This window comes from Bradyrhizobium sp. UNPA324, from assembly GCF_006658635.1.
Classification (GTDB): Bacteria; Pseudomonadota; Alphaproteobacteria; order Rhizobiales; family Xanthobacteraceae; genus Bradyrhizobium; species Bradyrhizobium nanningense.
In genome coordinates this window covers 1,132,979-1,148,842 of the sequence record NZ_LFJD01000004.1, presented here as the reverse complement: position 1 = coordinate 1,148,842, position 15,864 = coordinate 1,132,979, and the positions used below count along the sequence as shown (strand labels likewise).

General features: G+C 64.3%; 15 protein-coding genes. 5 read left to right on the top strand and 10 right to left on the bottom strand.

Annotation, left to right across the window (positions count from 1 at the left end; all coding sequences use genetic code 11):
* The 5 genes from UNPA324_RS05505 to UNPA324_RS05485 all read right to left on the bottom strand — a co-directional run bounded on the left by UNPA324_RS05505 (position 1) and on the right by UNPA324_RS05485 (position 5,496).
* Positions 1-2,010, bottom strand: a complete 2,010-nt coding sequence (locus UNPA324_RS05505) for a putative bifunctional diguanylate cyclase/phosphodiesterase (protein ID WP_141933875.1) — start codon at positions 2,008-2,010, stop codon at positions 1-3.
* A gap of 296 nt (positions 2,011-2,306) precedes the next feature.
* Positions 2,307-3,191 (bottom strand): BJP family subclass B3 metallo-beta-lactamase, encoded by an 885-nt coding sequence (blaBJP, locus tag UNPA324_RS05500; protein ID WP_128919759.1) that lies wholly within the window; start codon positions 3,189-3,191, stop codon positions 2,307-2,309.
* 132 nt (positions 3,192-3,323) lie between these two features.
* Positions 3,324-3,587 carry a TonB-dependent receptor plug domain-containing protein gene (locus tag UNPA324_RS05495; RefSeq protein WP_246667122.1) on the bottom strand — a complete coding sequence of 88 codons (264 nt, stop codon included), beginning with the start codon at positions 3,585-3,587 and terminating at the stop codon, positions 3,324-3,326.
* A gap of 77 nt (positions 3,588-3,664) precedes the next feature.
* Positions 3,665-4,918: a hypothetical protein gene (locus UNPA324_RS05490; protein WP_141933871.1), complete on the bottom strand. Its 1,254-nt coding sequence runs from the start codon at positions 4,916-4,918 to the stop codon at positions 3,665-3,667.
* A 293-nt stretch (positions 4,919-5,211) separates the two neighbouring features.
* A complete protein-coding gene (locus UNPA324_RS05485; RefSeq protein ID WP_141933869.1) occupies positions 5,212-5,496 on the bottom strand; it encodes a hypothetical protein in 285 nt (94 codons plus the stop codon).
* 163 nt (positions 5,497-5,659) lie between these two features.
* On the opposite strand from UNPA324_RS05485, the gene UNPA324_RS05480 reads away from it, so the two are divergent.
* Positions 5,660-6,469, top strand: coding sequence for an ABC transporter substrate-binding protein (locus UNPA324_RS05480; RefSeq protein WP_128919762.1), 810 nt, complete (start codon positions 5,660-5,662; stop codon positions 6,467-6,469).
* Here the strand turns inward: UNPA324_RS05480 and UNPA324_RS05475 are convergent.
* The gene (locus UNPA324_RS05475; protein ID WP_128919763.1) at positions 6,443-7,141 is read right to left on the bottom strand and encodes an ABC transporter permease; all 699 of its coding nucleotides are present in this window, start codon (positions 7,139-7,141) and stop codon (positions 6,443-6,445) included. The two genes, UNPA324_RS05480 and UNPA324_RS05475, sit on opposite strands and share 27 nt — an antisense overlap.
* Entirely contained in the window at positions 7,138-7,509 is a 372-nt protein-coding gene (gene arsC, locus UNPA324_RS05470; RefSeq protein ID WP_141933867.1) for an arsenate reductase (glutaredoxin), read from the bottom strand. The genes UNPA324_RS05475 and arsC overlap by 4 nt, the downstream gene beginning before the upstream one ends.
* Before the next feature lie 335 nt (positions 7,510-7,844).
* On the opposite strand from arsC, the gene UNPA324_RS05465 reads away from it, so the two are divergent.
* The 4 genes from UNPA324_RS05465 (at position 7,845) to UNPA324_RS05450 (ending at position 12,077) form a co-directional block, all read left to right on the top strand.
* A complete protein-coding gene (locus tag UNPA324_RS05465) occupies positions 7,845-8,696 on the top strand; it encodes a 3-hydroxybutyryl-CoA dehydrogenase (protein WP_141933865.1) in 852 nt (283 codons plus the stop codon).
* Positions 8,697-8,837: 141 nt separating this feature from the next.
* Entirely contained in the window at positions 8,838-9,302 is a 465-nt protein-coding gene (locus tag UNPA324_RS05460) for a group III truncated hemoglobin (RefSeq protein WP_128919766.1), read from the top strand.
* 262 nt (positions 9,303-9,564) lie between these two features.
* Positions 9,565-10,218, top strand: a complete 654-nt coding sequence (locus UNPA324_RS05455) for a QcrA and Rieske domain-containing protein (RefSeq protein ID WP_128919767.1) — start codon at positions 9,565-9,567, stop codon at positions 10,216-10,218.
* Positions 10,219-10,337: 119 nt separating this feature from the next.
* Entirely contained in the window at positions 10,338-12,077 is a 1,740-nt protein-coding gene (locus UNPA324_RS05450) for a methanol/ethanol family PQQ-dependent dehydrogenase (protein WP_164936292.1), read from the top strand.
* Between the two features lie 214 nt (positions 12,078-12,291).
* On the opposite strand, the gene UNPA324_RS05445 is transcribed toward UNPA324_RS05450, so the two are convergent.
* The 3 genes from UNPA324_RS05445 to UNPA324_RS05435 all read right to left on the bottom strand — a co-directional run bounded on the left by UNPA324_RS05445 (position 12,292) and on the right by UNPA324_RS05435 (position 15,388).
* Complete coding sequence (locus UNPA324_RS05445) at positions 12,292-12,549, bottom strand: hypothetical protein (protein WP_141933863.1); 258 nt, start codon at positions 12,547-12,549, stop codon at positions 12,292-12,294.
* Between the two features lie 72 nt (positions 12,550-12,621).
* A complete protein-coding gene (locus tag UNPA324_RS05440; RefSeq protein ID WP_141933861.1) occupies positions 12,622-14,934 on the bottom strand; it encodes a xanthine dehydrogenase family protein molybdopterin-binding subunit in 2,313 nt (770 codons plus the stop codon).
* 1 nt (position 14,935) lies between these two features.
* Complete coding sequence (locus tag UNPA324_RS05435) at positions 14,936-15,388, bottom strand: (2Fe-2S)-binding protein (protein ID WP_128919868.1); 453 nt, start codon at positions 15,386-15,388, stop codon at positions 14,936-14,938.
* Positions 15,389-15,864: the final 476 nt, after the last annotated feature.

Below are 15,864 nucleotides of genomic sequence, written 5' to 3'. Positions count from 1 at the left end.
TCAGGCCACGACCTTGGCTCCGGCGCCGCCGAGGCGCTGGCGTTCACGCGCCAGATAGTCGGCGATCGCGCCGGCCGGCATCGGTTTTGCGAAATAGTAGCCCTGGATGAAGTCGCAGCCGAGCCGGCGCAGGCTGTCGAGCTGGGCGCGGGTCTCGACGCCCTCGACGACGCAGGCGATCTCCATGTCGTCGCAGAGGCCGGCAAGCGATTTGATGATCTTGTGGCTTACCGGGTTCTCGTTGATCTCGGCGACGAAGCTGCGGTCGACCTTGATCTTGTCGAGCGGCAACCGGTGCACGTGGCTCAATGACGAATAGCCGGTGCCGAAATCGTCCAGCGAAATGCCGCAACCCATCGCCTTCAGCGTTGCGATCGACTGCTGCGCGCGTACGAAATCGAAGGTGACGGCAGTCTCGGTGATCTCGAAATCGATCCGGCGCGGCGACAGACCGCTTTTCTCGATGATCGAGACCAGCGGCAATATGCCCTCGGCGGCACAGACGTCGTGAGCGGACAGGTTGAATGAGAGGCGGATGTCGTCGGGCCAGGTCTTGGCCGTAGCGAGTGCGCGCGCCAGCAGCGCCTGCGTCAGAGGACGGATCAGGCCGATGCGTTCGGCGGCGGGGATGAAGTCGGCTGGAGAGACAGAGCCCAAGCGAGGGCTATGCCAGCGTGCCAGCGTCTCGAAACCCGCGGTGTGCTCACTCATGGCATCGACGATTGGCTGGAAGACCAGCTCCATCTCGGCGCCAAAATCGGAGGTGCGCAACAGGTTCTCGATCACGCCGCGGCTGCGAATCTCGGCCTCGAGCTCGCTCGAGAAGATCACGGTGCGGCCGCGCTGATGGCGCTTGGCGTGGTAGAGCGCGTAGTCGGCACATTCATAGAGCGCTTCCGAGGTCGTCGCGGCGTTCGGGAACAATGCGAAACCGATCGAGCAGGACAATCCGGTATGGGCGGTGTCGAGCTGGTAGGGCAGCTTGACCTGACTGCCGATGCGTTCGCCGAGCCGCGTCAGGTCCGCGTCCTCGGGGTCGCCGCAGACGACGAGGCCGAACTCGTCGCCGCCGAGCCGGGCGAACTCCACGCGCTGCGGGCCAAAGGCCTCGCAGACCTCGCGGATGCGCCGGCCCGCCTCGATCAGGACGCGGTCGCCGACCGAGTGGCCGTAATTGTCGTTGATCGGCTTGAAGCCGTCGAGATCGATGATCCCGACCGCAACGCGAACGTGCCTGCGCTCGGCGTCGGCAAAGGCGCTCGAAAGCTCGGCGAAGAAGCGGCGGCGGTTCGGCAGCTCGGTGAGGGAATCGAGATTGGCGAGGCGGAAGTTCTCGTCCGAGAGTGCCTGCGTCGCCGCCTGTTGCGCAAGCAGCGACTTTCGGCTGGCGACGAGATCGGCGAAATCGCGGTAATAGATGAACAGCACCGTCACCATGGCGCCGGAAACCAAGAGGTTGTTGACGGCGATCGCCTTCAGTGTCGGCTCGCCCGTGGCGAAGAAGAACAGCACATAAGGCACGTCGACGATCAGCGTCACGATCAATGCCGCCGAGCGCAGATGCATCAGCGAAAAGATGCAGCCGATCACGGTGACCGCCATGTAGAAGGCGACCTGGCTCTTGGCGAAGGGATCGCCGTAGGGGTAGAGCGCGAAGGACCAGGCGGTGAAGCCGGCGCCGATCGGCACGGTCAGCCAGTTGGTGGCGCGCAGATTGCGCAGGATGTCGGCGTCGCTGCGCACGAGGTGACGCTGGCGCAGCCACCAATAGGTCCGCAAGCCTGCGAGCACGGTCAGCACGCCAGGCACGATCATCGTCAACCAGTCCGGCGCCACGTTCACGTAGGTGTAGGCGACGGCGATCGTGTTGCTCATGAGGATGAAGTAGAGCAGCGGGACCTGCTTGGAGAAGGCGTCGAACTGCGCGCGCATCAGATCCGGGTTGTCGACCGGGACGTGAAACAGCCGTATCGTGGCGGCGAGATGAGACTTCAAATCGGCAACAGGCATTGAAATACGAGCCCCGGATCCCCTGAAAACGCGGGTGATCTTGCACGGCGGGGGTAAAGGTCCCGTTAGATCGATCTTGCGCCAACGGCCAGCGCAGGTTGCGCGCTATCGCATCCCTTTTCGGTCGCGTGCATTGGTGAGGAGGCGTTAACGATACGCAGCCGCACAAGCAGGCGCATCGGCTGCAGGATCCGGCAAAGCTGCGGCTACGCTCTGCTAACCATGCGCCTCGGCGCAACGTCGAGCGCGCACCTCTCTCCTTCCGGGGAGAGGTGAAAGACCGCATTCGATGGCGGTTATTTCTTTTCCAGCGCGGCGGTCTGCCTGGCGAGTTGCTTGTCGAACTCCTCCGACAGGCCGGACGCATAGGTCGCAAGTTCGCCCGGTTTGACGAACGGATTGGGCGCGCCCTCCTTCATCTGCGCACGCTTGGCCTGCATGCCGTAGACTTCGGGATGGGGGCCCAGCAGCACGTCGATCTTCATCGCTTTCACCTTGGCGTAGGTCGCCCGATAGTCGTCAACGATGCCGGGATAGGTGGGCTGGCCGACCAGCCGGTTCAGCGCCACCGTGCCGCTGCAGAAGAACAGCACCTCGCGGCTTTGATCGGCGTCCTTGACGGTCATCTCCCAGCTCGTGCAGCCGGGCGAGTGGCCGGGCGTTGCATGCGCGATGAGCGCGGTGTCGCCGAGCGTCACCTTGTCGCCTTCCTTCACGACGCGGTCGACCTTCACCGGTGCGAAAGCGAGGTCCTCGTTCTTCTCGTCGCCGGGATAATAGCCGCCTTCGAGCAGCGGCTTGTCACGCTCGCCGGCCACGAGCTGCGCGCCCGTTTCCTTCTTGATCTCGGCGAAACCGCCGGTGTGATCGATATGCGCGTGCGAGTTCAGGATAATCTTGATGTCGGCAACCTTGAAGCCGAGCTTTGTGATGCTGTCCTTGATCGTTCCGGTGGACTGGGGCATCGCCGTGTCCATCAGGATCAGGCCTTGCGATGTCTTGATGACGTAGACGGCGATACCCTCGGTCCCGACATAGTAGATGTTGCCGATGAGCTGGAACGGCTCGAACGGCGCTGTCCACTTCTGCATGACCGTGGCCAGGAAATCCTTGAGGGTCTGCGCTTGCGCGCCCGTTGCGAGCAGGGTCAGTGCGCACAACGCGGCCGTGAGTATTCTCATGGTTTGCCTCCCATAGTGTTCTTGTCGTTTTGATCGGGCGGACCTCGCGGCTCGACCGCGCGCAGGTTACGTTGCAGCCGGCGTTGCGGGCAACTGCTTCGTATGAGGAAAATTGATCTGCCGCGCGGGAGCTCAGCGCCCGACCGTCACGCCGGCGGTCGAGCGCATCGCATCCTGAAGACTCGTCGCCTTCATGTCGTCGAGCACCTGTCGCGTCAGCACGGTGGTCTGGCCCGGCGTGTTGAGGATCGACTCTCCGTGCGAGGAAGAGAGCCGATCGGCCTTGTAGGGCGCGGCTGGATCGGTGGCGGGAACGGTCGCGGCGACATGATGGGGCCGTTGACCTGCGAACGCCGGCTGTGAGATCCAGCAGGCGGCGATCACGACCAGAAGCAACGAGCTGCGCGCATAGGCGGTCTCCCATGTCGGGATATCAGCCTAGCACATCGCGGCGGTCGTTGCAGGCGAAAGGGTCAGGCGAGAGCGGCCTGGCGCTCGCGCGCCGGTTCGCGGACTCGCTCGGGTTTCCCGGGCTCGGCGAGCCGCGTGAAACTGCGATGGCTCGCCTGCGCGGGGGCCTCGACGATGACGCCCTCACAGACGATCTGCCCGCCGAGCATCCTGAATTCAAGCTTGTCGTAGCGGGGCATCGTTTCGCCGGGTGCGGGCGGCAGCAGCCCGACGCTGCCCTGGATGTTCAGTGTGGCTTCGCCGGTGCCGTGAAGCCGAGGATTCCACATCCTGATCCCGGTTTCCGCCCAGCGTTGCCGGATCAGCGCGGTGCGATCGGTAGGTTCGGTGGCTCTCGCGCGAACTTTCGGCGGGCTGCGGACTTCCGGAGCAGGCGACACGAGCGCCGGAGCCGGCGCGATGTCGGTGATGACGCTGGCCGCATCAGTGGAACCTTGCTCCGCGACCACCGCCGCGACGGGCGCAGCAATATCCGCAGCTGCCGGCTCGATGGCCAACGCATCGTCCGGCAAGAGATCGCTGTCGAAATGATTCTCGGAGGCAGGCTCGGCCAGAACTTCGGCATCGGCAGACGTGACGCACGGCGCCTCTACGGTCGGCTCAACATCCACGATGACATCAGAGGAGCGATCGTCACTGACGACGAGGGCGGGAGCATCAACCGGAGCGATCTCGACATCGACGGAGGACGGCGATGTCTCCTCGGCGACAACAGGGTCAGCATCAGTCGGGGGCGCGGGAAGTGGATCGCTGCTGACGACGAGCTCGGCGGCGTCGACCGGTTCGCTGACAATTTCGACGGCGACCGGCTCCGCGTCGGCAGCCTCGACCTTCGTCGAGATCTCGACGGCCGGGTCATTGCTGATGACGGGTTCGGAAACATCGGCCGCCGCGTTTTCGAGTTCGACGGTCGAGACCGAGGTCTCCTCTTCGACGACCGGCTCGACATCTGACGGCTTCTGCCGGGAGGAAGCCTCGCTGCTGCCGGCATCGGTCGGCGCTGCCGGCGGGCTCTCCGCGACGACAGAGATCGCGGTATCATCGTCGGCGGTCGGAGCTGCGCCCGCGCTCCCGGCGTCGTCGCGCCCCGAAGTCGTGCTGATTTCGGCGACTTGAGCCGAAGCGGCTTCTGCGACGTCCTCGGCAGTGGCAGGTGAGACGTCTGCGGCGAACGGCGTGACGTCGATGCTGCCGCTATCCGGCACAGGCCGAAGCCGGGTGAATGCCCATTTCACCGCAGGGATACGGCGCAGCAACGATATCAGTCTCGAAAGCACTAGGAGTTGTCCAAGAGGTACTCGGCGTGAGGCGATCGCTGATTCGCCAGCAATGTGAAAAACTGCCCCGGTCGTCACACCTCTGTCAATGTAGGTGAGATCAATTGCAGAACATCTACATGCCCGCGCATGCGATGGTGAAGGATGAAGTCTCAGCCGTCGCCGCAAAGCGTCGATCGTCGTGAAGTCCACGGCAAGACCGGCCAACGTGATCGCGACCCGGCCTGTGGGGAGGGGACGATGATCCCCTCCCGGCGTTTTCGATCTTCCGACTATTTGCCGGAGCCGGCTCCGGCGCCCGCGCTGCCGCCGGCCTGGCTGCCCATGTTGTTGGTGTTGGTGCCGCCGGCCGATGGTTGCTGCGCACCCTTGCTGTCGCTGGCCTCGTTCTGCATGTTCGAAGCGCGTCCGGTGGTCATGCCCTTGGTGGCGGGGCCTCGCGATGAGGGGCCGACGTCGCCCTGACCGGAGGCACCTGGAGCGGGTTGTGTCTGTGCGAAGGCGCTACCGGTCGCCAGCGCCATGATGCATGCTGATGCCAAGATGATCTTTTTCATTGAATTCTCCTTGACGTTACACCCCGAGACAATCCACCTGCACCAACGACGTTCCTGCCCATTGGTCGCCATCGCTTCAACTCTGAGCGGTTGAACGTTGGGGGTTCCCGTCAACGTCCCAAGCGGCTATTGAGGACCGTCATTGCTTGTTTGGAAACGACGCATGAGGAAGATTGCCACCCTTGGAGCGATTCTGCTCTGGTCCACGATCGCGGTCGCGCAGGATCGCACCATCACGGTCGCTTCGACCACCTCGACGGAACAATCAGGCCTGTTCGGCCATCTGCTGCCGCTGTTCGAGAAGGCCGACGGCATCAGCGTGAAGGTCGTCGCCGTCGGCACCGGCCAGGCGCTGGATATCGGCCGGCGTGGCGACGCCGACGTGGTGTTCGTCCATGACAGGGCGGCCGAAGACAAGTTCATGTCGGAAGGGCAGGGCGTGAAGCGCTTCGACGTCATGTACAACGACTTCGTCATCATCGGCCCGAAGAGCGATCCCGCGAAGATTGCCGGCGGCAAGGACGTCACGGATGCGCTACGCAAGATCGCGGCGGCCAAGGCGCCGTTCATTTCGCGCGGCGACAAGTCCGGCACGCACGCGGCCGAGCTGAGGCTGTGGAAAGAGGCGGGTGTCGACCTCAGTGCCAGCAAGGACAGCTGGTACCGGGAGATCGGCCAGGGCATGGGCCCCGCGCTGAACATGGCCTCGTCGTCGAATGCCTATCTGCTGTCGGACCGCGGCACCTGGCTGTCGTTCAAGAATCGCGGCGACCTCGCCATATTGACCGAGGGTGACAAGCGGCTGTTCAACCAATACGGCGTCATGCTGGTGAATCCCGAAAAGCATCCGAACGTGAAGGCGAAGGACGGGCAGGCCTTCATCGACTGGCTCGTCTCGTCGAAGGGGCAGGAGGCGATCGCCGGGTACAAGGTCGGCGGCGAGCAGCTATTTTTCCCCAACGCGTCCCACTAGCACGAAGGCGACTGTCGACACTGCCACGCTCAGCGCGAGCAGGATCAGCCCGAGGCCGAGCGCCAGCGGCAGGTCGCCCTTGCTGGTCTCCAGCGCGATCGCGGTCGTCATCGTGCGCGTGAAGCCGCGGATGTTACCGCCGACGATGATGATGGCGCCGACCTCGGCAATGGCGCGCCCGAACGCCGCGAGAAAGGCCGTCAGCAGCGAGGTGCGGCCGAGCGCGAACAGGAGCGCCATGCTGCGCAGGGCCGACAGTCCGTCGATCCGCGCCAGGTCGCCATACTCGGCCCACAGCAGACTCGCGGGCCGGTGCACCAGCGCCACCACGATCGGGGTGGCGAGCAGCGTCTGCGCGATCACCATGGCGGCCGGCGTGAACAACAGTCCGGCCGCCCCCAGCGGACCGGACCGCGACAGCAGAAGATAGAGCGCGAGCCCGACCACGACCGGCGGAAGGCCGAGTAGCGCATTGGTCAGCACGATGATCACCTGCCGCCCGCGGAATCGGGTGATCGCTAGCAGGGCCCCGATCGGTGCGCCGATCATGAGGGCAATGATGCTCGCGGTCAGGCTGATGCGAACCGACAAGGCGACGATGCCGAGCAGCTCGGCGTCGGCTTCGCCGATCAGCGCGAAGGCGGCAGCGATGGAGCGGGAAAAATCGTTCATCCGGCCCGATGCTGTTGCACCGGCAGCAGGTCGAGCACCAGTTCAGAGGGGCGGCAGAGCCTGACACCTTTCGGCGTCACGACGATCGGTCTGTTGATCAGGATCGGATGCGCCATCATCGCATCGAGCAACTGATCGTCGGTCAGCGCCGGATCGTTGAGGCCTAGCTCTGCATAAGGGGCGGCCTTTTCGCGAACCGCCTCACGCACAGAAATTCCCATGCGTGCGATGAGCCGCTGCAGCAACGCTCGCGATGGCGGGGTCTTCAGATACTCGACCACATGCGGCTCGATGCCGGCGTTTCGGATCGTCGCGAGCGTCGTGCGCGACGTGCCGCATTCGGGATTGTGGTAGATGATCACGTCCATTCGAAAGTCCCCAGGGGCCCAAGGGCGCCGGCCGCTCCCATGGACCCTCGCGTAGTCCCACCCGGCGAGCCGGCAACAGGCCGTTGCCGACTAGACCACGATTCACGGTGCAGTTTCCAGAAGGGGCCGGCGAGGGCGCAAATTCGGGGCGGACCGCCTGCCAGGTGGCCAAATCGGGCCCTTTCGCGGTCGGCGGCGGCTTTATTCCGGTGATAGATGGTTTAAGGAGGGGGCCGATCAGGTCGCAGCCGCCCCGTGGCGGTGCTAGACCCTGGTGCAGAAACAATGGGCCGTGCCGTGCCGGCGCGGGCCGCAAGGATGAAGGATATGAGGCAATGATCCAGACCGTTGGCATCATCGGGGCGGGGACCATGGGGAACGGCATCGCGCAGATCTGCGCCGCGGCCGGGCTCGCGGTCGTGATGGTCGACATTTCCGATGCAGCCGTGAACCGCGGGCTTTCAACCGTTGGCGGCAGCCTCGAGCGCCTGGTCAAGAAGGAGAAGATGTCGGCTGCCGATCGCGACGCCACGCTCAAGCGCATCACCGGCACCACCGACCGGGCGAAGCTGTCGGATTGCGACCTGGTCATCGAGGCTGCGACCGAGAACGAGGAGCTCAAGGTCAAGATCCTGAAGGACCTCTGCGCCACCCTGTCGCCGCGCACGCTGGTCGCGACCAATACCTCGTCGATCTCGATCACGAAGCTTGCTGCCGCGACCGATCGTCCCGACCGCTTCATCGGCATGCACTTCTTCAATCCGGTTCCGGTGATGGCACTGCTGGAACTGATCCGCGGCCTGCAGACCTCCGACGACACCCACGCCAAGGCACTCGATTTCGCCAAGCGCGTCGGCAAGGTGGCGATCACCGCCAAGAACAGCCCAGGTTTTGCGGTCAATCGCATCCTGTGCCCGATGATCAACGAAGCGATCTTCGCGCTCCAGGAAGGGATCGCGACGGCGGAAGAGATCGACGCCGGCATGAGGCTCGGCTGCAACCATCCGATCGGGCCGCTGGCTCTGGCCGATCTGGTCGGGCTCGACACCATGCTTTCGGTGATGGAGGTCTTTTACAAGGGCTTCAACGATCCTAAATATCGGCCAGCGCCGCTGCTCAAAGAAATGGTCGATGCCGGCCATCTCGGCCGCAAGACCGGGCAGGGCTTTTACACCTATAGCGCCTGATCAGGGCGGCCCGCGGCGGGCCTTTCGGGTTCGCCGCCGGATCCCGCACTTTGCGCTGCGACAAAGACGCCGCGCGCAATTGGCCCGACAATGTCAAAAGGGCGGCCCGCGGGAATAAATAAACGAACGGACACAGAGGACATGTCGGATCGACTGAAGGCCGAGCGCGAGGCGGCGGCCGCACGGCGGAACCTGTTGACCCAGGATGCGATCGAGCGCACCGGGATCACCGAGGAGATGATCGGGGAACTCGTCACCCGCTTCTACGGACGGGTGCGCGAAGATGCCCAACTGGGACCGGTGTTTGGAGTCGTGCAGAACTGGGACGAGCATCTCGCCAAGCTCAGGGATTTCTGGTCCTCGGTCGTGCTGATGAGCGGCCGCTATCACGGCTCGCCGATGCGGGCGCATCTGCCGCTAAGTCTGATTGGTGATCATTTCGACCGTTGGCTTGATCTGTTCGAGCAGACCGCGCGCGAGGTCTGCCCGCCGCCGGCAGCTAGCCTGTTCATCGACAAGGCGCGCCGCATCGCCGACAGTTTCGAAATGGCGTCGGCAACGATTGCCGGCTCTATCGCCGCGCCGCGCCACGTCCTCAGGTCCTGACGACGACCGGCTGCCTGCAATAGATGCAGAGATGTCGCGCAGCGTTTCCGCGGCGCGACGAATAGCGCGTTGCACCAATTCCGACATCATCGGTCTGATCTGCAAAATCATCATGCCGATCGCGCGGCGCGACGTTGAATCGCGAAAATGCGTTGGAATGCATTGAGTCCTGCTCAATCAAAGCGAGCAAAGCCATATTGATGCATTGCGGCGCCAATTCTTCGCCTTGTTTTCGGCAGAGTTCCAGCGCCTGCTTGTGGACATGTCCCGCGCATCGTTCACGACCAATTCGTCATCGTCCGATCACCCTAGGGAACCCGAGGCCGACGCTCGCGCCGAGCAGACGCGGCGAACGGTGCTGATCGGCGCGCTCGCCACCACCGCCTGCCTCGGTTGCTCCGCGCATGCGCGCGCGGATGAGGATCCGCCCGGGTCCGACGAACGGCCCCAGAAAGGCGATGTGCTCGTCTTCTCCGAAGGCGACAAGGAGGGAAAGCTCATCACCGCGGCCGACCTCCCCGCCGGCGGCCCGCCGGTGCACGCCTGGCCGAAGGACCCCAAGACATCGGTGGTGCGCAGCGCCTCCCGCCTCAACGAGATCCTGGTGATCCGGCTCGATCCGGCCGAGCTCGACGACAAGACCCGCGAGCGCGCCGTCGACGGCATCATCGCCTATTCGGCGATCTGCGCTCATGCCGGCTGTCCCGTCACCGCCTGGGTGAAGAGCGATGTCGGCGACAAGGAGGTGTTCAAGTGCATGTGTCACAACTCCGAATACGATCCTCGTGCGGGCGCACAGGTCGTGTTTGGACCGGCGCCGCGACGGCTCGCGGCGCTGCCGCTTGCGCTTGCTGACGGCTCGCTCAGCGTCGCCGGCAACTTCATCGGAAAGGTAGGTGGCGCGCAGCCAGGATGAATGGACGGTGCGGGCCTGCGCCCGCGTCACGAGAGGCCGTATCCGCCGATGGGCGGACGGCGGGACGAACGACAAGAATTCAACACAAGAATTCAAACGGATGAAAAAGGGGAACGTCCATGAGAACGTCCATAACCAGGAAGCAATGGTTGCTGTCTGGCTTCGTCGCCTTCACCTGTCTCGCTTCGACCGCCGCAATGTCGGGTCCGATCGAGAACTATGCGCCGGTCACCTCCCAGCGGTTGGAAAATCCGGAACCCGGCAACTGGATGCTCTATCGGCGCACCTATGACGGGCAGGGCTATAGCCCGCTCGACCAGATCAACACCTCCAACGTGAAGAATCTCACGCCGGTCTGGACCTTTGCCACCGGCGTCGTCGAAGGCCACGAGGCGCCGCCGATCATCAACAACGGCGTGATGTTCGTGGCGACCCCGATGGGGCAGGTCATCGCGGTGAATGCCAAGACCGGCGACGAATACTGGCGTTACAAGCGGCAACTTCCCGACGATCTGTTCCAGCTGCATCCGACCAGCCGCGGCGTCGGCCTCTGGGAGGACAAGCTCTACCTCGCCACCACGGACGACCACGTCGTCGCGCTCGATGCCAAGACCGGCAAGGTGGTGTGGGACACCAAGGTGCAGGACTACAGGAAGGGCCAGTACATGACCCTGATGCCGCTGATCGTCGACGGCAAGGTCATCGTCGGCGGCTCCGGCGGCGAGTTCGGCGTGCGCGGCTATGTCGCCGCCTATGACGCCAAGGACGGCAAGGAGCTGTGGCGGACCTTCACCATCCCGGGCGAAGGCGAGCCGGGCCATGACACCTGGAAGGGCGACGACTGGAAGAACGGCGGCGGTTCGGCCTGGATGACCGGCAATTACGACAAGGAGACCAAGACGATCTATTGGGGCGTCGGCAACGCCGCGCCATGGCCCGGCGAGACCCATCCCGGCGACAATCTCTATACCTCCTCGGTGCTCGCGCTCGATCCCAATACCGGCAAGATCAAGACCCATCACCAATATCACCAGAACGATTCCTGGGACTGGGATGAGGTCGAGGCGCCGATGCTGATCGACCTGCAACGCGACGGCCGCAACATCAAGAGCCTGGTTCATCCGGGCCGCGACGCGATCTTCTGGGTGCTCGAACGCACACCGACCAAGATCAACTATGTCGCCGGCTGGCCGTTCGTTTCCACCGACGTCTGGAAGGGTATCGAACCCGAGAGCGGCAAGCCGATCGTCGACCCCGCGCACAAGCCGGTGATCGGCAAGCGCGTCGAGTTCTGTCCGTCGCTGTGGGGCGGCAAGGACTGGCCGTCGGCGGCCTACAGCCAGAAGACCGGCCTCGTCTACGTGCCCGCCAACGAGAACTTCTGCGGCGGTTTCACCGGCGAGAAGGTCGCGCTGAAGCCGGGCGAGCTCTGGCTCGGCACCAAGCCGGAGGACATCGGCCTGAAGACGAAGCCGGGCGCGGATCATTTCGGCGAGCTGCAGGCCTGGGATCCCGTGACGGGCAAGAAGGTGTGGCAGCACAACTTCCCGAGATCGCAGCTGTTCGGCTCGGTGACGGCGACCGCGGGCGACCTGATATTCGTCGGTGGCACCAACGACCGCAACTTCCGCGCCTTCAACGCCAAGACCGGCGAGCTGCTGTGGGAGCAGAAGACCAACTCCGGCATCATGGGCATGCCGGTGTCCTATGAGATCGACGGCACCCAATACATCGCGATTCAGTCGGGATGGGGCGTGGACGCGCAACGCATCCAGGATGCACTGGTGACCAACAACATCGGCATCGAAGCCAATGTGCCGCAAGGCGGGGTCATCTGGGTGTTCGCACTGAAGAAATAGCTCCGCGGGCGGATCGAAGACAGCGGAGCAGTAGGGGGGTGGCGAATGCGGCGGACGGCAACGTCCGCCGCATTTTGTGTTCGTGATGGGATTGCCCGCGCGCGTACTCGTCGTCATGCCCGGGCTTGTCCCGGGTATCCACGTTCTTCGTGCCGCGGCGAAGGCCGTGGATAGCCGGGACAAGCCCGGCCACGACGGCGCGAGGTGAGCAAACCTACTTCCCTTCGCGCTCCACCTTGTCCTTCTCCTTCTGGTTCATCTCACGAACCTTCGGATCGGGATTATGCTGTCCGGTGGTCTGGGTGGTCGATGCGGGCGGGGCATTGGCGTTGGGAAGCGAGTTCTGGTCCGGCGCGGTGGGGCGCGTGGCCGTGGTCGGGGGGCTGGCGTCGCCTTGCGCGAATGCGCCGGGGGCCGTCAAAAGAAAGACGCCCGACAGCGAGACTGCGAGCGCCTTTGAGATGTTGGTCATCGATCTGCTCCTGTCAGATCGATGGAAACGGCGCGAGACAGCTTGTGTTCCGTCTCGCGCCTCTATTCCGTCTCACGCCTCCAGCTGCTTCCCGATCGGAAGCGAGCGGATACGTTTTCCCGTCGCCGCGAAGATCGCGTTGATCAGTGCCGGCGCGAATGGCGGAACGCCGGGCTCGCCGACGCCGCTCGGCGGCGTGTCTGATGCGGGCGGCACGATGTAGACGTTGGTCACCGCAGGAGATTCGTCGATCCTGACGACCGGGAAGTCGTTAAAATTCTTCTGCTGCACCTTGCCGTCCTTGAAGCTGATCTCGCCGTATTTGGCGAGGCTCAGTCCCATGATCGCAGCGCCCTCAATCTGCGAGGCGATGCGTTCAGGGTTGACATAGGTGCCGCAATCGATCGCGGTGTCGACCCTTGGCACCGTGAGCTTGCCCTTGTCATCGACGGCGACCTCGACAATGGTCGCGATGTAGCTGACGAAGCTGCGGTGCACGGCAATGCCGAGACCGTGGCCCTTCGGCACCTGACGGCCCCATTCGCCCTTCTCGGCGACCAGCTCGACCACCTTGCGCAGGCGCGCGGTGTCGATCGGGTAGCTGTCCTGCGGTTCGCCGTAGTTCCAGAGGTCTTTCACCGCGGGCTTGACGATCCGCGGGCTGCCAATCAGCTCGAGCAGCATGTCCTTCTGGTCGCGGCCGGTCGCCTGCGCGATCTCGCCGACCATCGACTGGACCGCGAAGGCGCGCGGGATGTTCGAGACCGAGCGGAACCAGCCGATGCGGGTATGCGCGGCGGCCTCCGGATTCTCGCACGAGACATTGGCGATCTCGAACGGCATGTCGACGAGGCCCATGCCGATTTCGAAGGGCGCCTGATGCACCGTGCCGGCCGCGAAGGTCGAGGCGATGCTGGGAGCCACGCTGCGATGGCGCCAGGCGATCACCTTGCCGTTCTTGTCGAGGCCGGCCTCGATCCGCTCGGCCGAGACCGTGTGCAGGAAGCCGTTACGAATGTCGTCCTCGCGCGTCCACTGCACCTTCACCGGCGCGCCGAGCTCCTTGGAGAGCAGGGCGGCCTCGAGCGCGAAGTCGCATTTCGACTTGCGGCCGAAACCGCCGCCGAGCAGGGTCACGTTGACGGTGACGTTGCCTTCGGGAATGCCGAGCGTCTTGGCGACGTCGTCGCGGGTGCCGCCCGGGCTCTGCACCGGCGCCCAGATCTCCGCCTTGTCGCCCTTGACGTCGGCGACCGCCACCGGCGGCTCCATGCTGACATGAGCAAGATGCGGGATGTAGTACTCGCCGACGATCACCTTGTCCGCGCCCTTCAGGGCTGCATCCGCGTCGCCCTCCTTGCGCACGACGAGGCCCGGCTTGCGCGAGGCCTCCTCGAGCTCCTTGCGGAAGGCGACCGAGTCGTACTTGCCGTTGGCGCCGTCGTCCCAGGTCAGCTTCAATGCGTCGCGGCCCTTGATCGCCGCACCGGTGTTGCGCGCGATCACGGCGACGCCGCCGAGCGGCTGGAATTTGGACGGCCACGGCCAGCCCTGAACCTTCATCACCTTCTCGACGCCGGGAACCTTCAGCGCCGCGTCCGGATCGAACGAGACCAGCTTGCCGCCGGTCACCGGCGGGCGTGCGATCACGGCATATTTCATGCCGGGCAGCCGCACGTCGGCGCCGTAAAGCGCCTTGCCGGTGGTGATGTCGTGGAGATCGACGATACCGATCTGGCCCTTGGTCAGGTAGCGGAAGTCCTTGGGGTCCTTCAGCTTGAGGCCTTCGATTGCGGGCACCGATTCCTTGGCGGCGTCGGCTGCGAGCTCGCCGAAACCGAGCTTGCGGCCGCTGGCGCTGTGCACGACCTCGTGATTGACGGCCTTGACCTCGGTCGCCGGCACGCCCCAGCGCTTCACCGCGGCTTGCTCCAGCATGGTGCGGGCGGAGGCGCCGATCTGGCGCATCGGGATCAGATAGTGCCGCGTGCTGCGCGAGCCGTCGGTGTCCTGGTTGCCGAACTTCACCTCGTCGCCATGGGCCTGCTGCACCTTGACCCTGGACCAGTCGGCTTCCATCTCCTCGGCCACGATCAGCGGCAGGCTGGTGCGCACGCCGGTGCCCATTTCCGATCGGTGCCCGACAATGGTGACGATGCCGTCAGGGCCAACCGACACGAACACGCGTGGATCGACCACGACGCCGTGCGGCATCTTGCCGGCACCCGTCTCATAGGCAAGCGCCTGGCGCGACATCACGGGGGCAGCGAGCACGAAGCCGCCGGTGATGCCGAGCCCCTTCAGGATGCTGCGGCGCGAGACCTTCTCGACCTTGATGTGCTTTTCGAAGCCACGGAGCTTGCCGGGATTGTCGATGAAATTCATGTCACACTCCCGTCGATGCGAGATGGACCGCGTTCTCGATGCGCTGGTAGCAGCCGCAGCGGCAGATGTTGCCGGACATCGCCTCGCGGATCTGGTCATGCGAGGGCTTCGGGTTGTCCATCAGAAGCGCGGCGGCCTGCATGATCTGGCCGGCCTGGCAGAAGCCGCATTGCGGCACGTTGACCTGGCGCCAGGCCTTTTGCACCGGATGATCGCCGTTCGGATGCAGCCCCTCGATCGTCGTGACCTCGCGTCCGGCAACGTCGTTGACCGACGTGATGCAGGCGCGCACCGCTTCCTTGTCGACGATGACGGTGCAGGAGCCGCACAGAGCCTGGCCGCAGCCGAACTTGGTGCCGGTCAGCCCAACCTCGTCACGCAGGAACCAGAGTAGCGGGAGATCCGGGTCGCCGTCCCAGCTCTGTTCCTGGCCGTTGATCTTCACCTTGATCATGATCATCCCTCGCTCTTCATAAGCATGCCAAATTCAAAACTCGCCGACGCCGGTCGGCGCAATGCCAGTTGCGTCGCATCCCGGCCACGGTCCCGCACGGGCAGATCCCGGCAGGAGGCAGGAATGCGAATCTCGATTGTGCGGATGTGTTCGATACCTCCCGTTTTGTTCTTAATTGATTGTATTCCGTGCGGCATCGTGACGGCGCGATCGTAGCAGAGATCGCGCCGGCCCGGCGTTCACAGCCGGGTGTTCTCACCGGGAAAAGACTGCATCGATGATTTGTCAAAAGCAGGGCGCATCAGCGCGCCACGTGGACGTCGCGTTCGCAGACAGGACTGCAACCAAAAAGGGGACTGCGACGAAAGAGGCTTCGTCCGCCACAAAGACTGCGCGGACGAAGCAGGATGCCTCAGTCGAGGGAGGGAGAAACGCAGGGGCCGGGACTTCAAGATAGAAGTTGGCGGCACTGCGCA

What these genes read in the sequence shown, in the direction of transcription:
- UNPA324_RS05460 (WP_128919766.1), top strand. Translation starts at nt 8,838, where the DNA reads ATGTCGGATCGACTGAAGGCCGAGCGCGAGGCGGCGGCCGCACGGCGG.
- UNPA324_RS05465 (WP_141933865.1), top strand. Translation starts at nt 7,845, where the DNA reads ATGATCCAGACCGTTGGCATCATCGGGGCGGGGACCATGGGGAACGGC.
- UNPA324_RS05435 (WP_128919868.1), bottom strand. Translation starts at nt 15,388, where the DNA reads ATGATCAAGGTGAAGATCAACGGCCAGGAACAGAGCTGGGACGGCGAC.
- UNPA324_RS05480 (WP_128919762.1), top strand. Translation starts at nt 5,660, where the DNA reads ATGAGGAAGATTGCCACCCTTGGAGCGATTCTGCTCTGGTCCACGATC.
- UNPA324_RS05475 (WP_128919763.1), bottom strand. Translation starts at nt 7,141, where the DNA reads ATGAACGATTTTTCCCGCTCCATCGCTGCCGCCTTCGCGCTGATCGGC.
- UNPA324_RS05445 (WP_141933863.1), bottom strand. Translation starts at nt 12,549, where the DNA reads ATGACCAACATCTCAAAGGCGCTCGCAGTCTCGCTGTCGGGCGTCTTT.
- UNPA324_RS05450 (WP_164936292.1), top strand. Translation starts at nt 10,338, where the DNA reads ATGAGAACGTCCATAACCAGGAAGCAATGGTTGCTGTCTGGCTTCGTC.
- arsC (WP_141933867.1), bottom strand. Translation starts at nt 7,509, where the DNA reads ATGGACGTGATCATCTACCACAATCCCGAATGCGGCACGTCGCGCACG.
- UNPA324_RS05505 (WP_141933875.1), bottom strand. Translation starts at nt 2,010, where the DNA reads ATGCCTGTTGCCGATTTGAAGTCTCATCTCGCCGCCACGATACGGCTG.
- UNPA324_RS05485 (WP_141933869.1), bottom strand. Translation starts at nt 5,496, where the DNA reads ATGAAAAAGATCATCTTGGCATCAGCATGCATCATGGCGCTGGCGACC.
- blaBJP (WP_128919759.1), bottom strand. Translation starts at nt 3,191, where the DNA reads ATGAGAATACTCACGGCCGCGTTGTGCGCACTGACCCTGCTCGCAACG.
- UNPA324_RS05455 (WP_128919767.1), top strand. Translation starts at nt 9,565, where the DNA reads ATGTCCCGCGCATCGTTCACGACCAATTCGTCATCGTCCGATCACCCT.
- UNPA324_RS05440 (WP_141933861.1), bottom strand. Translation starts at nt 14,934, where the DNA reads ATGAATTTCATCGACAATCCCGGCAAGCTCCGTGGCTTCGAAAAGCAC.